At 47.6% G+C, this 17683-nt stretch carries 16 protein-coding genes; 8 read left to right on the top strand and 8 right to left on the bottom strand.

The genetic code is table 11. The annotated features are described in order from the left end of the window. Nucleotides 1–79: 79 nt before the first annotated feature. Entirely contained in the window at nucleotides 80–1546 is a 1467-nt protein-coding gene (locus tag NW199_RS02030) for a M23 family metallopeptidase (protein ID WP_258333485.1), read from the top strand. A 1-nt stretch (nucleotide 1547) separates the two neighbouring features. After that, nucleotides 1548–2645, top strand: coding sequence for an anhydro-N-acetylmuramic acid kinase (locus NW199_RS02025; RefSeq protein WP_258333484.1), 1098 nt, complete (start codon nucleotides 1548–1550; stop codon nucleotides 2643–2645). On the opposite strand, the gene erpA is transcribed toward NW199_RS02025, so the two are convergent. The 5 genes from erpA to pyrG form a co-directional block, all read right to left on the bottom strand. Further along, on the bottom strand, nucleotides 2642–3016 hold the full coding sequence (gene erpA / locus NW199_RS02020) for an iron-sulfur cluster insertion protein ErpA (protein ID WP_258333483.1): 375 nt from the start codon (nucleotides 3014–3016) through the stop codon (nucleotides 2642–2644). The genes NW199_RS02025 and erpA overlap by 4 nt on opposite strands. Nucleotides 3017–3069: 53 nt before the next feature. Beyond that, complete coding sequence (locus tag NW199_RS02015; protein ID WP_258333482.1) at nucleotides 3070–3960, bottom strand: EamA family transporter; 891 nt, start codon at nucleotides 3958–3960, stop codon at nucleotides 3070–3072. 127 nt (nucleotides 3961–4087) lie between these two features. Further along, nucleotides 4088–4480 carry a 30S ribosomal protein S9 gene (rpsI, locus tag NW199_RS02010; protein WP_249092572.1) on the bottom strand — a complete coding sequence of 131 codons (393 nt, stop codon included), beginning with the start codon at nucleotides 4478–4480 and terminating at the stop codon, nucleotides 4088–4090. A 12-nt stretch (nucleotides 4481–4492) separates the two neighbouring features. Beyond that, complete coding sequence (gene rplM, locus NW199_RS02005; RefSeq protein ID WP_022472466.1) at nucleotides 4493–4921, bottom strand: 50S ribosomal protein L13; 429 nt, start codon at nucleotides 4919–4921, stop codon at nucleotides 4493–4495. 301 nt (nucleotides 4922–5222) lie between these two features. After that, nucleotides 5223–6854 (bottom strand): CTP synthase, encoded by a 1632-nt coding sequence (gene pyrG / locus NW199_RS02000; RefSeq protein WP_022472465.1) that lies wholly within the window; start codon nucleotides 6852–6854, stop codon nucleotides 5223–5225. 324 nt (nucleotides 6855–7178) lie between these two features. Here pyrG and NW199_RS01995 point away from each other — a divergent pair, with 324 nt between their 5' ends. Together NW199_RS01995 and NW199_RS01990 are read left to right on the top strand one after the other, a co-directional pair. Beyond that, entirely contained in the window at nucleotides 7179–9410 is a 2232-nt protein-coding gene (locus NW199_RS01995) for an inorganic phosphate transporter (RefSeq protein WP_258333481.1), read from the top strand. Nucleotides 9411–9522: 112 nt separating this feature from the next. Further along, the gene (locus NW199_RS01990; protein ID WP_249092569.1) at nucleotides 9523–10380 is read left to right on the top strand and encodes a patatin-like phospholipase family protein; all 858 of its coding nucleotides are present in this window, start codon (nucleotides 9523–9525) and stop codon (nucleotides 10378–10380) included. Here NW199_RS01990 and NW199_RS01985 read toward each other — a convergent pair. Both NW199_RS01985 and NW199_RS01980 read right to left on the bottom strand, forming a co-directional pair. Continuing rightward, complete coding sequence (locus tag NW199_RS01985; RefSeq protein WP_258333480.1) at nucleotides 10377–12131, bottom strand: M61 family metallopeptidase; 1755 nt, start codon at nucleotides 12129–12131, stop codon at nucleotides 10377–10379. The two genes, NW199_RS01990 and NW199_RS01985, sit on opposite strands and share 4 nt — an antisense overlap. Before the next feature lie 34 nt (nucleotides 12132–12165). Further along, complete coding sequence (locus tag NW199_RS01980) at nucleotides 12166–12771, bottom strand: hypothetical protein (protein WP_258333479.1); 606 nt, start codon at nucleotides 12769–12771, stop codon at nucleotides 12166–12168. A 253-nt stretch (nucleotides 12772–13024) separates the two neighbouring features. Between NW199_RS01980 and NW199_RS01975 the strand changes: the two genes are divergently transcribed. The 4 genes from NW199_RS01975 (at nucleotide 13025) to arcC (ending at nucleotide 16691) form a co-directional block, all read left to right on the top strand. After that, on the top strand, nucleotides 13025–13330 hold the full coding sequence (locus NW199_RS01975) for an HPF/RaiA family ribosome-associated protein (RefSeq protein WP_249092566.1): 306 nt from the start codon (nucleotides 13025–13027) through the stop codon (nucleotides 13328–13330). 95 nt (nucleotides 13331–13425) lie between these two features. Beyond that, on the top strand, nucleotides 13426–14610 hold the full coding sequence (locus NW199_RS01970) for a M20 metallopeptidase family protein (protein ID WP_258333478.1): 1185 nt from the start codon (nucleotides 13426–13428) through the stop codon (nucleotides 14608–14610). Between the two features lie 128 nt (nucleotides 14611–14738). Beyond that, nucleotides 14739–15767 carry an aspartate/ornithine carbamoyltransferase family protein gene (locus tag NW199_RS01965; protein ID WP_258333477.1) on the top strand — a complete coding sequence of 343 codons (1029 nt, stop codon included), beginning with the start codon at nucleotides 14739–14741 and terminating at the stop codon, nucleotides 15765–15767. Between the two features lie 18 nt (nucleotides 15768–15785). Then, on the top strand, nucleotides 15786–16691 hold the full coding sequence (arcC, locus tag NW199_RS01960) for a carbamate kinase (protein WP_258333476.1): 906 nt from the start codon (nucleotides 15786–15788) through the stop codon (nucleotides 16689–16691). A 182-nt stretch (nucleotides 16692–16873) separates the two neighbouring features. Here arcC and NW199_RS01955 read toward each other — a convergent pair whose 3' ends face one another. Then, nucleotides 16874–17434 carry a nitroreductase family protein gene (locus tag NW199_RS01955; protein WP_258333475.1) on the bottom strand — a complete coding sequence of 187 codons (561 nt, stop codon included), beginning with the start codon at nucleotides 17432–17434 and terminating at the stop codon, nucleotides 16874–16876. Nucleotides 17435–17683: the final 249 nt, after the last annotated feature.

The following is a 17683-nucleotide window of genomic DNA, read 5'->3' as shown; positions in this document are numbered from 1 at the left end:
GGTCTCGTAGAGTAATTCGGGTAAAATTAGTGCCGTTTTCCGATTGCGTATCGGCTTATTGTAACCAATCAATCCTCTAATGTCTGCGCCCAGTATCCTTGCTAAGAATTTACGTACCGTTGGCCAAGGCTTGTGCCTTGTCGCCCGCGGCTGCGCTCGTTCATGGGATCGGGTTGCTAAAAGCCCATACAGACGTTTGGTTTTTGGTATCACCTTCGGCATTTTGCCCGCTTCTGTTGCCATCGCTACCTATTCGGCCTATCCGTCCGATGATGAACAAATGGCAAGAAGCCTGCAAACGGAAATTGTCGCTCCGCTTCCCATTCCATCCATTGCGGACCAAATCACCGTTGTGACCACGCATAGTGCCGTAACGACACATACAACAATGATCCGAGTCAACGATACGCTCGGAGCTATTTTCTCAAGATTAAATATTGAAGACGCGGCGCTGCAGCGCTTCATTCGTGGTCAAACATTAGCTCAACCGCTCTCGACACCTCGAGAAGGCGTTTATGTACAGGCAAAAGTGACTGCCGACAAGAAAGCCCAAACCCTAAAGATTTTCTTGGAAAGCCGCTCAGCTAATCAAAAAAATTCTGTCGTCACGATCTCACGCAGAGGCGAGCGTTTTGTCATCAACTCAGCTCCCTTCGTCTATGAAACACAACAAGCAATGAGTGCCGGACTTGTTGAGGAGTCACTGATTGAGTCGGCCAAAGCTGTCGGAGTCCCCGGTGAGATTGCAGAAAAAATGCCCTTGGCGTTTGAACGCGCGATCAACAACGGCCTAGACATTTCAAAAGGCGACGATTTCCGCGTTATTTATGAGCGCCAGTTCCTCGAAGGAGACTTTGTCAGAAACGGAAAGATTTTGGCTGTCTCCGTGACCCATCACGGCAAAACATACGAAAGTTTCTGGGCCGATGACGGCACACGAAACGGAGGTTTCTATAGCCTGGATGGTACCTCCAACCGTACAACCTTTATCCGCGTTCCTGTTGAAGGCGCTCGCGTGACTTCCAGTTTTATGCCGATGAGACGCCACCCTGTGACGGGGGTGCTTCGTCCACACCAAGGTACTGACTTTGGCGCTCCCCGAGGCAACAAAATTTTTGCCGCTGCCGACGGCGTTATTTCCAGACGTTCTTTTGATAAACGCGGTTTTGGCAACTATCTCATGATTAAACATGATGATTCACGCACAACGTTGTATGGCCATATGTCCCGAATTGCCGAAGGCATGAAGGTCGGTGTCCCCGTTAAACGCGGGCAGGTTATCGGCTATGTCGGAGCCACAGGCTTGGCGACCGGTCCTCACCTTCACTATGAATTGCGTGTTAATAACCGTCAGGTCAATCCGTTGAAAACAAGTATTCCGGATAAAGAACATCTGACGAACGAAGAAAAACATAAACTTCTAGCCTCCGCCCGTCCTCTGACGGCTCGACTGGCTATGCTTAACCGTATTCAATCCGTTAAACCGCTGACACCGAGGGAAGCGGTTGCTAAAGAAGAAAGCACCCCGGAACAACCCAGGTCATAAGATGAGCAGGCGATCGGACATTTTCATTGGTTTGATGTCTGGAACGAGCCTTGACGGCGCCGACGCGGTGGCTTGCCAATTCAAGGCTGACCGAGTTCAATTTCTCGGGCACGAACACTTGTCTTACAACCTCTCACTGCGAAAAGCTCTTTTATCGCTTTTAACATCCGGGCCCGATGAAATTAATCGGTGCGGCCAAACGGCCATTCAATTGGCTCACTTTTACGCACAAGTGGTCAAGCGCTTGTTAGCCAAACTTAATCTCACTCCTCAGGATATCGCCGCCATAGGGGTTCACGGACAAACCATTCGCCATTGCCCGCAATTAGGGTTTACTGTGCAGCTGAATAATCCGGCCTTACTAGCAGAACTCACCAACATTGATGTCATCGCTGACTTCAGAAGTCGGGATATGGCCGCAGGGGGCGAAGGTGCGCCGCTTGTCCCCGCCTTTCACGCCTGTATATTCTCCGGCGACTCACCTCGAGCCATTGTCAACATCGGCGGCATTGCCAATGTGACCTTATTAAAAGGAAAGACTGTCTTAGGTTTTGACTGTGGCCCAGGCAACACATTGATGGATGTGTGGGTACAAAAGCACTGCGGACTGCTTTTCGATGAAAACGGACGTTGGGCTTCGAAGGGCAAGATTGTTGGCGCGTTACTTGAAGCGTGTCTGACAGATCCTTACTTCAAACGCAAACCTCCCAAGAGCACTGGTCGAGAATATTTCAACGAAAACTGGCTTCTGGAGCGCTTTCCTTTGCTCCCGTCGCTTAATCCTGAAGATGTTCAGCGCACCCTGATTGCCCTGGCCGCTCAAGGTATTCTCTCTGCTATCGCGCAAACGCAGCCTGATACGAAAGAACTTTTTGTCTGCGGAGGCGGAGCGCTTAATCCTTTGCTGATGCAGGAGTTGCAAAAAGGACCTTATGGCGTCTTCAGCACCTCTGTTTTAGGCGTTGACCCCATGCATGTTGAATCCATGGCTTTTGCCTGGCTTGCCTATCGTTTCGCCAATAAAAAAGCCGGGAATCTCCCGGCTGTTACGCGAGCTCGAGGCGAGCGCATCTTAGGCGCGCTCTACCCGGCTTACTAAACAGAAAAAGATGAACCGCAGCCGCAGGTTGTCACGGCATTAGGATTGCGGATAACAAACTGCGCTCCCGTCAAATCTTCCTTGAAATCAATTTCTGCACCGACAAGGTATTGATAACTCAAGGAGTCAATTAAGAGCGTCACTCCATCCTTAACCATTTTGGCGTCATCTTCGTTTTCTTTTTCATCGAATTGAAAGCCATACTGGAAACCTGCGCAACCGCCGCCTTGCACGAATACACGCAGTTTCAGATTGTCATTGCCTTCTTCTTCAATCAGGCTTTTAACCTTTGCTACCGCCGCATCGGTAAAGTGGATGGGATCCGGAGCCAAATTTGTTTGTGTGTTGTCTTGCATAGTGATTTTGTCCATCAGAAAACCTGTTGATTATACGTTTTTTAACACGTCATTTTTGTTGCGAAACGTTATCCTTCCAGTCCAACCAGTATCACACCTAAAGTCATCCCGATCACCCCGGCCAGACGTGTCACTGACAAGCGCTCTCGCAAAAGTAAACCGCCCAGGACTACCCCAATCATCATGCCGACTTCTCGGCTCGGGGCCACATAAGCAAGCGGAGCAATGGTCATGGCATAAAGTACCAGAATATAGGCTAAGGGAGAGCCCACGGTGACCACTGCTAAAGCCTTTTGCAAACGCGGTGTGGTGAGAATCTCTTTTGATTCTGCCTTCCAATTGGCATGCATCATAATAAAGGGGGCAAAGACGATCGCCCGCACCGCAATCGATGGGAAATAAAAACTCAAAGGCGTAAGCCCCGTTTCTTGCTGCACGGCCCAAGCATCACAAAATGAATACCCGGCAATAAAACAGCCCGTCAAGAACCCCCAAAATATCCCCGCGCGAATACGAAGATCCTGCGTTTGCTTATCTTGCTTGTGCGGCATCGCTAGAAGCACAATGGAGGCCAAAATCAAAGCAATGCCAATCCACCCCCAAAAAGAGGGTCTGTCACCCAAAATCAACACTGCACATAAAACAGTAATCAACGGGCCGGTTCCGCGTGCTGTCGGGTAAACAATGGAGTAGTCTGACTTTTTGTAGCCTATCTGCAAAACTTGCCCATAGATAACGTGAATAGGCGCAGACAGTGCGATGACCAGCCAACCGGTCGGAGTGATATTGGTGAGCGCTTGCGGATCGTAGATAAAAAGCGTCGGGACGGTAATGACCGCCGTGATGATATAAACCAACCACCAAAAGGGTCGGGTGGCGTTGGCTTTTTTAAGAAAATAATTCCAAGTTGCGTGCACCAGTGCCGCTGTCAACACCAGTGTCAGTGCCGTTAAAGACATTTTTAGACAAATAAAAAAACAATCTCGCTATTGTACGCCTACAAAAAAGGCTCTCCAACTTTGGAGAGCCTTTCTGTTGCCAATCCCGCTTGAGGCAGGATTGAAGCAATTTGCAATCGTAAAACGATTAGCGCTTGGAGAATTGCTTACGGCGACGGGCCTTGCGAAGACCGACCTTCTTACGTTCGACTTCGCGAGCGTCACGGGTCACGAAGCCCGCGGCGGACAACTGGGCCTTCAAGCCTTCGTCGTAGTCAATCAAAGCGCGGGTAATGCCGTGACGCACAGCGCCGGCTTGACCCGTTTCACCACCGCCACGCACGTTGACCATCACGTCAAACGTTTCAACGTTTTCGGTGAGTTCCAACGGTTGCATCACGACCATACGGCCGGTTTCACGGTGGAAGTATTCATTCAAAGGACGACCGTTGATCACGATCTTGCCGGAACCACGCTTAATAAAGACGCGGGCCACGGAGCTCTTGCGACGGCCGGTGCCGTAATTGTAATTGCCGATCATGCCGAATCCTTATTAGATGTCGAGGTTCTTAGGTTGTTGAGCCGTATGCGGATGTTCTTCACCAGCATAGATCTTCAACTTCTTAATCATGGCGTAGCCCAAGGGTCCCTTCGGGAGCATGCCCTTAACAGCGATTTCAAGGGCGCGACCCGGGTGGCGTTGTTGCATCTTTTCGAAAGTCGTTTCGATGATGCCGCCAGGATAACCCGTGTGGCGATAGTAACGCTTGTTCTTAGCCTTGTCGCCACTCATCTTCATCTTGGAAGCGTTGATCACAACGATGAAATCGCCCGTATCAACGTGCGGCGTGTATTCAGGCTTGTGCTTGCCACGCAAACGGGCAGCAATTTCAGCAGCGAGGTGACCGACGATCTTATCGGTAGCGTCAACCACGTACCATTCGCGAGTCACTTCGAGCGGCTTAGCCGAGAAGGTCTTCATTATTCATTCACCTATCAATGAAAACGCACGACATTTTCATTCAAGTCGCGCGCAAACGGATTGTCGCTTAAGGCCGCAAGCACCAGCGACAGAGTCCAAAAATTCGTTTCCCGTTAATTCAAAAAGGCGACAGAGAAACACCTATTGAAATAACAAGGGTTGGGATTTTACCTAAAAAATTGAAGAAAAACAAACCTGTTAGAGGTCCGCCAGCCAAAATCTTTTTGCGCTGAAAAGAGCACTGACACAGCCCTTAAACGAAGCCTACAAAACAGTTTGTAGACTTCGTAAACGGACATTTTTATTTGGCAGTCTCACGGTAATTAAGAGCGGCCCTAACAAACGCTTTAAAAAGCGGATGCCCAAAACGCGGAGTTGAGGTAAATTCCGGATGAAATTGCACGCCAAAAAAGAACGGATGATTAGGCAACTCCATCATTTCTGGCAAATGTTCCTCCTGCGTGCAGGCAGAAATGACCATTCCTGAAGCTTCAAATTGGGGAACATAGGTATTGTTGACCTCATAGCGATGGCGATGACGCTCTGCTACCGTACCGCCATAGATTTCGTAGGCGAGCGTTCCCTTTTTTACCGGCACTTCCTGCTTGCCTAAACGCATCGTTCCACCTAAATTGCTTTGCTCATCGCGTTTTTGCGTAGCTCCATCCCGATCAGTCCATTCTGTAATTAAAGAAACAACCGGGTGTGGTGTATCAGGATTAAGTTCTGTTGAATTGGCTTGATCCAATCCGCAAACATGCCTGGCAAATTCAATCACGGCCAATTGCATTCCAAGACAAATACCCAGATAGGGAATCTTATTCACACGCGCATATTCAATAGCTCGAATCATACCTTCAGTGCCACGCTTTCCAAATCCGCCCGGCACCAAAATAGCGTCCATGCCTTTGAGCTTATCTGTGCCTTTTTCTTCAATTTCCGTTGCATCCACAAAAATGCGATTCACCCGTGTGTGAGTATGGATTCCTGCATGCAAAAGCGCTTCGTTCAAACTCTTGTAGCTATCGGCATAGTCAACATATTTTCCTACCAGCGCGATATTGACTTCGTGTTGAGGATTTTGTAATTCTTCGCAAATTTTCACCCAAGCAGAAAGGTCTGCTGATTTGGATTGATCTAATCCGAGCCGTTTGCAAATAATCTCATCGAGATGCTGCTCATGCAACATCAGCGGCACTTCATAAATTGTTTTAGCATCCCAAACGCTGATAACGTGATCAACCGGCAAATTGGCAAAGAGGGCAATTTTGGCTCTTTCATTCTCGGGAATAGGGCGATCCGCGCGACACAAAAGGACATCAGGATAAACGCCCTCTTCCCGAAGCTTTTGCACTGAGTGCTGGGTCGGTTTGGTCTTTAGCTCACCTGCGGCCGCAATCCAGGGGCAAAGCGTTAAATGAACAAAGCAGCTGTTTTCACGCCCTACCTGTAAACTCAACTGGCGAACCGCTTCAACAAAGGGAAGTGATTCAATATCCCCTACCGTTCCGCCGATTTCGACAACAGCAATATCGGCACTGCCCGCTCCTCGCTTCACAAATTCCTGGATTTCGTTAGTTACATGCGGGATAACTTGCACGGTCTTACCCAAATATTCCCCGCGGCGTTCTTTGCGCAAAACGCTCTCATAGATCTGACCGCTCGTGAAATTATTGGCCTTGTGCATTTTGGCTGAAATAAAGCGCTCATAATGCCCCAAATCCAAATCGGTTTCCGCTCCGTCCTCGGTTACAAACACCTCTCCGTGCTGAAAGGGACTCATGGTGCCCGGATCTACATTTAAGTAAGGATCCATTTTGATCATGGTGACGCGATAACCGCGCGATTCCAAAATGGCAGCTAGAGATGCGGCGGCCACACCTTTGCCTAAAGAAGACACAACGCCGCCTGTGACAAATACGTATCTGGTCATTTGTCAATCCTTTCGGAAAAGTATCAAACCAACCGTCGATTTTAGTAACCGAAAAAAGTAAAACGCCACATCGCCACTGACTATTTTTGAGTTCCCTAACTATTTTGTTTTAAGCACTTCATCCCATTTAAAACAACCGTGTTATGCAATAAGAAAATCGGTTATCTCAACCATCAAATACTCTCAAGCAATCCTTCTTTTTTCACAGATTTGTAATCCTTCTGACATCTTTTTCAAACAGTTCTGTCATTTTGTAAGCGCATACTGCCGCCAACTGCACTTGTGTGTTCACTCTTATTTTGTTCAGATAACGACGTTTTTATCATGGAATACTACTTTCTCGCTCTACTTGCCTTTCTCGCTCTGATAGCTGTTTTCGATATTTTTGTCGGGGTCAGCAATGACGCCGTCAATTTTTTAAATTCGGCGTTGGGCTGCCGAATCGCTTCTTTTAAAACCATCATGCTCGTGGCGAGCATCGGTGTCATGTTGGGCGCAACATTTTCGTCGGGCATGATGGAAATTGCCCGCTCTGGTGTTTTTAATCCGCAGATGTTCACCTTTTCCGAAATCATGGTGATCTTCTTTGCGGTAATGGTCACGGACATCATTTTGTTGGACCTTTTTAATTCACTTGGCCTGCCGACATCAACCACGGTATCCATTGTTTTTGAATTATTGGGAAGTGCTCTGGCTGCCGCGGCTTATACACTCTTAATGGATGGAGCGTCGCTTGCGAATGTTATCGATTACATCAATAGCTCCAAGTCTCTGACAATTGTTTCCGGTATTTTGATTTCCGTTGCCGTCGCCTTCGTAACGGGCGCAGTTGTTCAATACATTACCCGCCTGATATTTACTTTCAATTTTGAAAAGATGTACCGCCGCGTGGGCGGCGTTTTCGCCGGCATCGCTTTGACGGCCATTTTCTATTTTCTCGTGATGAAAGGAGCCAAGGGGGCAAGCTTCATGCAGCCCGAATGGATCCTGTTCATGAATGAAAATACTTGGCCAATTGTTGGAACCTTATTTGTGGTTCTTTCAGTTGTTTTTCACCTTCTCATCATTGTCTTCAACGTCAATATCTTCAAAATTGTGATTTTGGCCGGCACATTCTCTTTGGCTTTCGCCTTTGCCGGCAATGACCTCGTGAACTTTGTCGGTGTTCCCCTTGCGGCTTGGGACTCCTATCAGGAATGGGTAGCTTCAGGCGCTGCCGCCGAAGCCTTTACCATGGAAGGCCTTTTAAAACCGACTGTGGCTGCCACCGGCTTTCTGCTTTTCTCAGGCCTTGTCATGGTGCTCACGCTTTGGTTCTCAAAGAAAGCTCAAATCGTCATTCAAACATCCATTAACCTTTCTTCCAGCAATTCCGGTGAACAGGAACAATTCGGAAGTTCCTTGCCCGGCCGCATGATTGTTCGTGCCAGTATGGGACTGGGGCAAGTCATTCACCAGATCATTCCGATTTCCGTACAAAAAGGTATTGATCGCCGCTTTGAGCCCAAGAAACTTCAACGCGGTGAAACACCTCTGCCTTTTGACTACGTTCGCGCCTCGATTAATCTTGTCGTCAGCGCGGCATTGATCGCCTCGGCCACGAGCCTTCAGTTGCCGCTATCGACCACGTATGTCACCTTCATGGTTGCCATGGGTTCATCCTTTGCAGATGGCGCCTGGGATCGTGAAACAGCGGTTTACCGTATTTCCGGCGTGCTGACGGTGATCAGCGGTTGGTTCCTGACTGCTTTGAGCGCCTCAACCATGGCTGCCATCGTTTGCGGTTTTACGCTCTGGGGCGGACCGATTGCGGCACTAATTTTGGCCGTGGGATCAACCGTTCTCTTAATCCGATCCAACCTTCGTACAAAACTTGACACCGTCAATATGCGGGCCGATCTTGACACGCGTTATGACGCGAAAAAGGTTCAAGAATTGGTTGATCAAAAGGCTGACGCCAGTTTTGAAAAAACGCTTACCGTTTTCAATCAATTGGTCCATGAATTTCTCAATGACAACGAAAGCGCTCTGCGTCGTGTCAAAACCAGTAGTTCTGATTTGTTCGATGAAATGAGTGCTGATCGGGGACTGTATTACCGCATGGCTAACTCAAGCTTTAAGCCTACCAAGGATGACTTTGACGCCCGCTATTGCTACTACCGAATTTTCACCAATATTCGAGAAATCGGTCGTTCGCTGCAATCTTTGAGCAAACAGGCCACTGATCACGTAGCCAATCGCCATCGTATTTTCCAAGGTGACTTGAAAAATGACCTTTTAAGCCTCGTAGGTTATCTCGACAAAATTGCAACAGGTTCCGACAAAAAGTTGGATATCCACGCCATTCTTACCCACTCTCATGAAGCCATTGAGTTGATTGACCATATGCAGGCTGAGCTTTTGCGCAAAATACCCAATGCCGGCTTATCCGTTCGTGGCAGTGAGCTTTATCTAAATTTCCTGGTTTTCGCCCGTGAGCTTGTTAATCGTTGTGCGATTGCAGCCGCGCTTGAAAACCGACTGGCAACAATTGTTGCCCAACCGTCCTCGAAGTAAGAGCTAGTGTGTTCTTGCTTCTTTCTCCACGTCGGGCAACTGACGTGGAGTTTTTTTTCTTTTGTTGGGCCTCTCTATAATTCAATACCTCTTTAACTGAAGTTTGATTTTTATGTCGGATCATCGTTTAGGGATTGTTGTTGAGGGAGGTGGCATTCGTGGAATTTATGCCGCCGGTGTTTTAGATGTCCTGTCAGACCTTAATCTTCCTGTCAAAGGCGTCATTGGCGTATCAGCAGGCGCTGTTCACGGCTGTTCATTTGTTTCCGGCCAAAAAGGCAGAAGTCTTCGTTTCTACAAACGCTTTTGCGGCGATGACCGTTTTTTCAGCTTTAAAACGTTAATCAAAACTGGCAATATCGTAGACACCCAGTTTTGCTACCACGATATCCCCTACATCTACGATCCGTTCGATAACGATACCTTTAAAAATTCCGGCATTGCTTACTATGTCACCTGTACCAATGTTGAAACCGGAGAGCCAGAATATCTGCATTTAACGGATATGGAAAAAGAAATTGACGGTTTGAGAGCTTCAGCGTCTCTGCCCTACGTTTCTCAAATCGTGGAATTTCGAGGTAAAAAGCTGCTCGATGGCGGCTGCTCTGACCGTATTCCTTTAAAAGCATTCGAAAAATTAGGATTTGACCGCAATATCGTTATTTCCACTCAACCGCGTGAACACAAGGTCAAAGATCGGGATGCGTATCTGGCAAAACTCTTTTACAGAAAATACCCCCAGTTCTGTGAAACATTTGCCCATTCCCCTTTGACCTATGAACAAACACAAAAAGATATTGACGAAGCGTCTCAAAAAGGCAATGCATTTGTCATTCGGCCACAGACGTCTTTGGGTATTAAACGTCTGACTCATGATCCTCAAGATGTGCAGCGCGGCTACGATGCGGGACAACGAGATGCTCTGGCCCTAGTCCCTGCTCTGAAAAACTGGATTCAACAAGCTCTTTAACGGTTTAACCAACGGCAAAATGCTTTGCCGTTTGAATTGACGCTTAGCTTTATTTTGCGTACATCTGCCTTTCGGGGCTTCACGGAAAGTTCCTTCAAAAGACCGCTTCTAAATACGTGCAGGGAGAAAGATTTTGCTTGGCCGTAGCGCTTAAGAAGCTTCTCTAAATTGCTCTTGGTAACGCGGATGGAATCAATAGCAAGGAGTTCATCACCAACACAAAGCCCCGCAAGCTCGGCGACTCCCGCTTCATCGAGTTGACTGACTTTAAGTGCGTTTGTTCCGGACAAGGTCGCCTGCAACACTTCCCGTTCAATGGGAAGTTTCTCTTCGGTCAAGTCAATGCCCATCGTTTTGAGTACACGCTTGTAGTCCGGTTCCTCGCAACCGTAAACCCAACGGTCGATTTCCTCACTCACGTCAATTCCGGTCGCCTCGAAAATGATCTCCGGCATCATCTCTTCATCTAGGCCGGCATAGTCTTTGCCCACCTCTTTAAATTGCTGCCACGCAAAACGCAAAACATCATCTAAAGAGTGTTTGCCTACGCTTTCTTTCTGAATGAAAGCGTCCAAGGCCATGGCAACAAGCGCCCCTTTGTCGTAGTAACTCGTGACCGAACGGCTTCGGTTGGTTCTGACTTTATAGTATTTAATCCAGGCGTCAAAGGAAGATTCGGCCAAACTTTGTCGATTTTTCGCACTGCCCAAATAATGGCGGTTTAAGGTTTCGGACAAGGATTTCAGATAGCTTTCTGTATCCGTCGCACCACTTCGCGCGGTCAACAGCGCATCGTAATAACTTGTGAAACCTTCAAAAACCCACAACAGGTTCGTGTAAGTTTCCTGCGTTAAGTCATAGGGAATAAAAACGGAAGGCTTGACCCGCTTAACCCACCAAGCATGAAAGTACTCATGGGTAAAAAGCTCCAAAAGCTTAGCGTAACCGGCACTGATGGTTGTCTCACTCTCAATGGGTAAATCAAAAAAGGAAGCCGCCAGTGCAGTGCTTGCGCGGTGCTCGAGTCCTCCGTATAAATTCTCACTTAAATTTAAGAAGAAACAGTAAGATGCAAAAGGAGCTTTGCGTGTCTTTGGCTCAAAAAACGAAATAACCGTTTCCACACAACGCTTAACATCGCTTTTGAGTCGTTGCCGGTCAAACGGCGGCACCTTCCCACTTAAAATGATTCGGTGGCAAACGCCATAAGCTTTGAATTCAATAGCTTGCCAGGGACCAATTTCCATCGGCGAATCAATTAATTCGTCGTAGTTTTCGGCTTGATAGCGCCCAAAACCATTTTCTTTGATTTCAAGAGGTGAAAGCTCTGTTGCCACTTGCCAGCTACCTACCCCTTTGGGTTCACAAATCTCTACTTCTATCGCCTCTTTTTCGCTTCCGATCGGGTACAGACACAAACTTGAGAAGGTTAAAAAACCTCTGTCAGTATCTAAATAAGCCCGCCGAACTGATGGGTCCTGGGCAAAGACTTCATAGCGGACGGTCACTCTCCGCTGTTTATCACCGAGCTGTACGCGCCACGTGCTTTTATCGACTTTGCGGCAGTCGAAAGACTGGCCGCCGCATAAAACATCCAAGGACTGAATTTCTGCTGCCATATCCCGAATCATGTAGCTGCCGGGAAGCCAGGCAGGCAGACGCAACAATAATTCATCGCAAGCGCTCAGTACCAATTCAACGTGAAATGTTCCTGAGTAAGGAACAGGAGTAACTGTATAACGCAATGTCATTTCCACACACTCCTTGGCTGAGCGCTTTTTCTTATCACTCGGCCTTTTCACCCTCTACAGGCAAATCAAACCATTCTTCATCCTCGTCGGTCGTCTGGAATTCTGCCACCGGTTGAGCCTGAACAGCCACGGGTTCTTCGGGCGACTGTTTTACCTCCTCGGCCTGAGCATTTTCAATTTCACGGGTTGCTTGCTTAATGGCATCTTCACCCATGATGCCGGCCAAAGCAATCAAATGACGCAAGACGGCATTGACAGCCTCGCTGGTAGCGAAAACGCGAGCCACATCCGCATCAAGCGTAATGAGCGCATTGCGGCTGGGAGCTGTTTGGCGACGGGCAACCGTGCCGCGTCCTGCCATAGCGGCACGGGCTCGGGGACCGGACCGTACTCCGTATAGATTCTCAGCGAAATCATCGCGACGCTTAGAGAAACCACCCCTGCGGTCATCTCTGCGTTTATCACGGCGAGCAAAATTATCGTCACGACGTCCAAAGCCGTCTTCTCGACGATCAAATCGACGATCAGAACGGCGCTTGAAACCATCACGATCGTCAAAGCGGCGGTCTGAGCGACGCGGACGATCCTCAAAACCAAAATCATCACGATGGCTGCCCGCTTCTTCCCAAGGTTTACGCATTTTTTGTTTTCCTTTTATAAACGCGCTTTGTAATCAATCAGTTGCGCGAATAGTTTATGTAAGATGGGCGCGATCTTAGCAGAAAACACAACAAGTCATTGGAAATCGTGCATTAACATTTTCTTTCTTCTTTGCGCAATCTTTTGCTTAAAAGCACAATTTGCTCGGAATAACTTCAGTACACTATGAAGTAGGAAGGGAAGAGAGCCATCTTCCCACTCTTTCTAATAACAAAACAAAAAGAGGGATCTATATGGCACAAGCATTACAAGTAACATTCCATGGTATCAGTCGTTCCGAAGCGGTAGAACAAGCTGTACAAAAAGAATTGAACGATTTGAGCAAATTTGACCGTAACTTGGGCCCCTGCCACGCCACCATCACTCAAGAAGGCCATCAGACGATGGGCGCCTACACTGTGCGTGTCACAATTGTTGCCTCCGGCAGCGACTTGGTGGTCTCCCGCACCAACAATGACGTGATGCTTGCCATCAGAGAAGCCTTTGATACGCTACGCCGCTCAGTGAAAGACGCTGCGGAAAAATTGCGCGGTCATTAATCATTACTGATTAAGTCAAGGGGATCTCTAAAAAGATCCCCTTTTTTCTGAGCTACACTTAGCCCAATCAACCTTTTCTAACAAAGGAAATAAAAATGCCTTCCATCGCTCGTATTGAAGAGTTGGCTCAGGAATTCACCCGCATCCGCCGTGAATTCCATGCCCATCCGGAATTAAGCAACCAAGAATTTGAAACTTCTAAGAAAATCGCCCAATACCTGACTCAATGGGGTATTGAAGTTCACACCGGAATCGGCGGAACGGGCGTTGTCGGGGTTCTGAAAAACGGAAACGGCACTAAACGCATTGCCTTGCGTGCTGATATGGATGCACTGCCCATTACAGAAGCCAATCATTTTGAACATGCTTCAAAAAATACCGGAGTCATGCACGCCTGCGGCCACGATGGTCATATCACGGGACTTTTGCTGGCTGCCCGTTATCTTTCCGAAACGAAAAACTTCAACGGTACGGTCATTTTTGTCTTCCAACCCGGTGAAGAAGGCGGATTCGGCGCTCAACACATGATTGCCGACGGGCTTATGGAGAAGTTCCCGGCTGACTTCTACCTTGGCTGCCACAACTGGCCTGAAACACCGGCGATGAAAATTGGCATTAACAAAAAGGCCATGATGGCAAGCGGCAACGTCTTCAAAATTGATGTTGATGGCCGCGGCTCTCACGGCGCCATGCCCAATTTGTCCATTGATCCCGTGTTCACGGCTATTCAAATCTGCGAATCTATTCAGGGCATTATCACTCGTATGAAACGCCCGATTGACCCGGCTGTTTTAAGTATTTGCAAGATTGAAGCCGGTACGGCCTATAACGTGGTGCCCGATCATGCTAGCATTTTAGGCACCGTCAGAACGTTTGACGATAAGGTCACTGACATGGTCGAGGAAAAACTTGATCAAATCAGCCGCAACGTCGCACAAGCTTTCGGTGCAAAAGCCCATCTTACTTTCACGCGTCAATACGCTCCGGTTATCAATACGCCGGAATGCGTTGACCGAGTTCAAAACGCCGTGAAAGAACTCTATGGAGAAGACCGCCTGCACGAACAAGAACCGGTCATGCCTTCGGAAGACTTCGCGGACTACCTGCAAACCACGCCCGGCGCCTTCTTCTTCGTGGGTTCCGGCGACGGTTCGCATCGCTTAGAAGGACACGGAGACGGCCCGTGCTTATTGCATAACTCGTCTTACGATTACAACGACGCCTGCTTACCGATTGCGGCAAGCGTTTTTGCCCGTGTGACAGAAGACTACTTGCGTTAATTCTCTGATTTATTCTTCCCCTTGCTGAAGTTTTTCAACAAGGGGATTTTTTATCCTTTCGGATTGCCACAATTGGATTAATCCCAGCCCCCAGGCTCGCTAAAATCATTCCCATTGGAGTGATCAACATGGCGCTAAATACAAACTTTAAAACCCTTGATATTCGTGAAGTGCTCGATGCCACTCACATGAGGGGAAGGGACATCACCTTTATTGATGACTTTTCTTCTGAAGAAATCCTCAGTCTGTTTCAAGCAGCGGAAATGTTCGAGCCCTTTATGCGAACGGGGTTAAATCTTTTAAATGGGAAAGTACTCTACACCTTGTTTTTTCAGCCCTCTACCCGCACACGCTGCTCGCATGAAAACGCCATGCTTCGCTTGGGAGGCTCTGTTATCACTGAAACGGATCCCTTGCACAGCGCCTCTTTTGCCAAAAATGAGTCCTTAGCCGACAGTCTGCGAGTGACTTCAGAATATGCCGATGTCATTGTCATGCGTCATCCCGATGACAAAGAGGCGCTGCAAGCATTAAATGCCACTGAAGGTTACTGCGCTCCGGTTATTTCCGGAGGCTACGGTCATGTAACTCATCCGACTCAAGGCCTTTTGGATGCCTATACTTGTTGGCGGGCCTTCGGCGAGCTATCCAAAGTCACTGTCGCCATTGCAACCCCGGACTTATCACGAGCTCGCTCCGGTCACTCATTTGCTTTAACACTCGCCGCCTTAGGCGCCAAAATCATTTACACCGGAACCAGTGCCTTACCGATACCAGAAATCGTTCGTCATAAATTGACGGTCATGGGAGCTCATTTTGAAGAGCATTTTGATTTGACAAAGAAAGAAAATGAAATCCTCTACATGGATGAAAAGGCTGACTTAATTTATCTACCCGGCTGCTCAGTAAAAAAGGATGATCCCAACCGGGCGGATTTTGAAAGAAAAATGGCGAATTTCTACATCTCGCTGGAAATGCTCCAAACCATTAAAGATAAAACTGGCAAAATAGTTGGACTTCATCACTCTTTACCCCGCAATCCTGGCGAATTCGATTTCACCATCGACAACACCGAACATCAACTCTACTTTAAAGCCATCGGCTTTTCTGTAGCTTTGCGTATGGCACTGTTGGCTGCGGTTGTAGGGGTTCATTAGCTTCTGGGAATTTTAAACATGCGCATTGTGATCGCTCTCGGAGGGAATGCTCTTTTAAAGCGAGGAGAACCCATGCACTATGAAGTGCAGCAGACCAATGTGCGCATGGCGTGTCAGCAAATTGCGAAAGTTTTACCTGGCAATGAACTCATCATCACGCACGGAAACGGACCTCAAGTAGGACTCATTGCGCTACAACAGAATGCTTACCCCAATGTACCCATGTATCCGCTTGATGCAATTGGCGCAGAATCTGTTGGTATGATCGGTTACATGATTGCTCGGGAACTCACCAATGTCGTTTCCCGATCCATCACTGTCATCAATGTTTTGACGCAAACAGAAATTGATCCAAATGATCCGGCTTTTAAACACCCGACCAAACCCATCGGTCCCATCTACACAAGAGGAGAAGCTGAAAAACTTAGTCAAACACACGGTTGGACAATGGCCTCTGACAACGATAAATTCCGACGCGTTGTAGCCAGCCCCGATCCTCAAAGGATATTGGGATTGTCAGCGCTTAAGACACTAATTGAAAACAGGCATCTTGTCGTTTGCTGCGGCGGAGGCGGTGTGCCAGTTTATTTTGATAGTGAAGGACAGCTTAACGGAGCCGAAGCGGTGATTGATAAAGATCTTGCTTCTTCACTTCTGGCCATCTCGATTAATGCAGATCTGTTTGTTATTGCAACAGATGTCGATGGTGTTTACACGGACTGGGGAAAGCCCTCGCAATCACTAATCAGACAAATAGATGCCACTTCTCTACGAAGAATGTCTTTTGCTCAAGGCTCCATGGGCCCTAAAGTTGAAGCCGCTTGCCGTTTCGTTGAACAAACAGAAAGAACAGCAGTTATCGGGGCATTGGATCAAATCGAAAAGATTATTAATGGGGAGAAAGGAACACAAATACACCTATAAAAAGCCAATGCCGTAAATGCATCAAATTGTATATAAATAGATGCATCCGCACATTAATTTATATAAAAATTGATGCATATATGCATCAAAATATAAAAATAAATAACAAGTTAGGAATTATCATAACAAGGCAAAGCCACAGAGTCCTTTACCTCCCCCTTCGTGAAACGATCATCCTGAAATTATTTCGGGTACCCCACCGTAAAGAGCAAAATCGGTTCAAGATACTCAGTCAAGTTTATAGCCTTGCGAAGTTCTTCATGGTCAAATGAGGCACGAATGCATCCAGCCAGCCCCATGGCAGTGGCTGCCAAATAACAATTCTGTCCCATTGTGCCAGCATCCACATAAACACCTGTCGGGCGGGCCGTCTTAGAGCGTTCTTTATCGGCCACGAAAACGATCGTTACCGGAGCTGTCTTAACATAGTCAAATTGACGAACGGTAGAGACTTCGCGCACATCTTTGTCGGTTGTTTGTTCCAGACAATTTTGGGCCGCGTTGTAACGCCAGGCGCCATCAGCGCGCAACACATAAGACGTTACCGCGCGCAAATCCATCGTTGAAGGAACCGTTCTGCGGCCGTCTTCGTCGGTAATCCCCGCACAAGCCCAAAGAAGTGTTGATAAAACCTCTTCATCTAATTGTTTGCTTTGACAATCTCGATTAGTGCGACGTTTTTGAAGAACCTCCCCCAATGCCATATCCAATTGAAGATGAGCTTTCAAATCAATGGTTTTCATTTTCCACTTCCTTATTCATATGTATGACGAGGACTCGGTCAGAGTTTTCTCAACTTTTTCGATAATAGTCCCGCATTTTCTTTCTGTGTGCGAAATTTCCCTAAAATGCGCCTTTCTATGATTTTCTACCACCATTCCCCTGCTTTCTGAAGTGACTGTCGAAATTGTTTTTTTCTATTAAGTCATGAGGAAAAAACCATTGGATAGAATCGGCAAAGGACCATTAAAATCAGATGGCGTTGTCAATGT

The sequence above is a fragment of the Parasutterella secunda genome, from assembly GCF_024733725.1.
Taxonomy (GTDB): domain Bacteria; phylum Pseudomonadota; class Gammaproteobacteria; order Burkholderiales; family Burkholderiaceae_F; genus Aphodousia; species Aphodousia faecalis.
The sequence above is the reverse complement of the archived record's forward strand: the minus strand, read 5'-3'. Positions and strand labels throughout refer to the sequence as shown.

Coding starts and splice junctions, on each gene's coding strand:
- NW199_RS01980 (WP_258333479.1), bottom strand. CDS start 12,771: ATGCGTAAACCTTGGGAAGAAGCGGGCAGCCATCGTGATGATTTTGGT.
- pyrG (WP_022472465.1), bottom strand. CDS start 6,854: ATGACCAGATACGTATTTGTCACAGGCGGCGTTGTGTCTTCTTTAGGC.
- NW199_RS01995 (WP_258333481.1), top strand. CDS start 7,179: ATGGAATACTACTTTCTCGCTCTACTTGCCTTTCTCGCTCTGATAGCT.
- NW199_RS02030 (WP_258333485.1), top strand. CDS start 80: ATGTCTGCGCCCAGTATCCTTGCTAAGAATTTACGTACCGTTGGCCAA.
- NW199_RS01975 (WP_249092566.1), top strand. CDS start 13,025: ATGGCACAAGCATTACAAGTAACATTCCATGGTATCAGTCGTTCCGAA.
- NW199_RS01990 (WP_249092569.1), top strand. CDS start 9,523: ATGTCGGATCATCGTTTAGGGATTGTTGTTGAGGGAGGTGGCATTCGT.
- NW199_RS01985 (WP_258333480.1), bottom strand. CDS start 12,131: ATGACATTGCGTTATACAGTTACTCCTGTTCCTTACTCAGGAACATTT.
- NW199_RS02015 (WP_258333482.1), bottom strand. CDS start 3,960: ATGTCTTTAACGGCACTGACACTGGTGTTGACAGCGGCACTGGTGCAC.
- erpA (WP_258333483.1), bottom strand. CDS start 3,016: ATGGACAAAATCACTATGCAAGACAACACACAAACAAATTTGGCTCCG.
- rpsI (WP_249092572.1), bottom strand. CDS start 4,480: ATGATCGGCAATTACAATTACGGCACCGGCCGTCGCAAGAGCTCCGTG.
- NW199_RS02025 (WP_258333484.1), top strand. CDS start 1,548: ATGAGCAGGCGATCGGACATTTTCATTGGTTTGATGTCTGGAACGAGC.
- NW199_RS01955 (WP_258333475.1), bottom strand. CDS start 17,434: ATGAAAACCATTGATTTGAAAGCTCATCTTCAATTGGATATGGCATTG.
- NW199_RS01965 (WP_258333477.1), top strand. CDS start 14,739: ATGGCGCTAAATACAAACTTTAAAACCCTTGATATTCGTGAAGTGCTC.
- arcC (WP_258333476.1), top strand. CDS start 15,786: ATGCGCATTGTGATCGCTCTCGGAGGGAATGCTCTTTTAAAGCGAGGA.
- NW199_RS01970 (WP_258333478.1), top strand. CDS start 13,426: ATGCCTTCCATCGCTCGTATTGAAGAGTTGGCTCAGGAATTCACCCGC.
- rplM (WP_022472466.1), bottom strand. CDS start 4,921: ATGAAGACCTTCTCGGCTAAGCCGCTCGAAGTGACTCGCGAATGGTAC.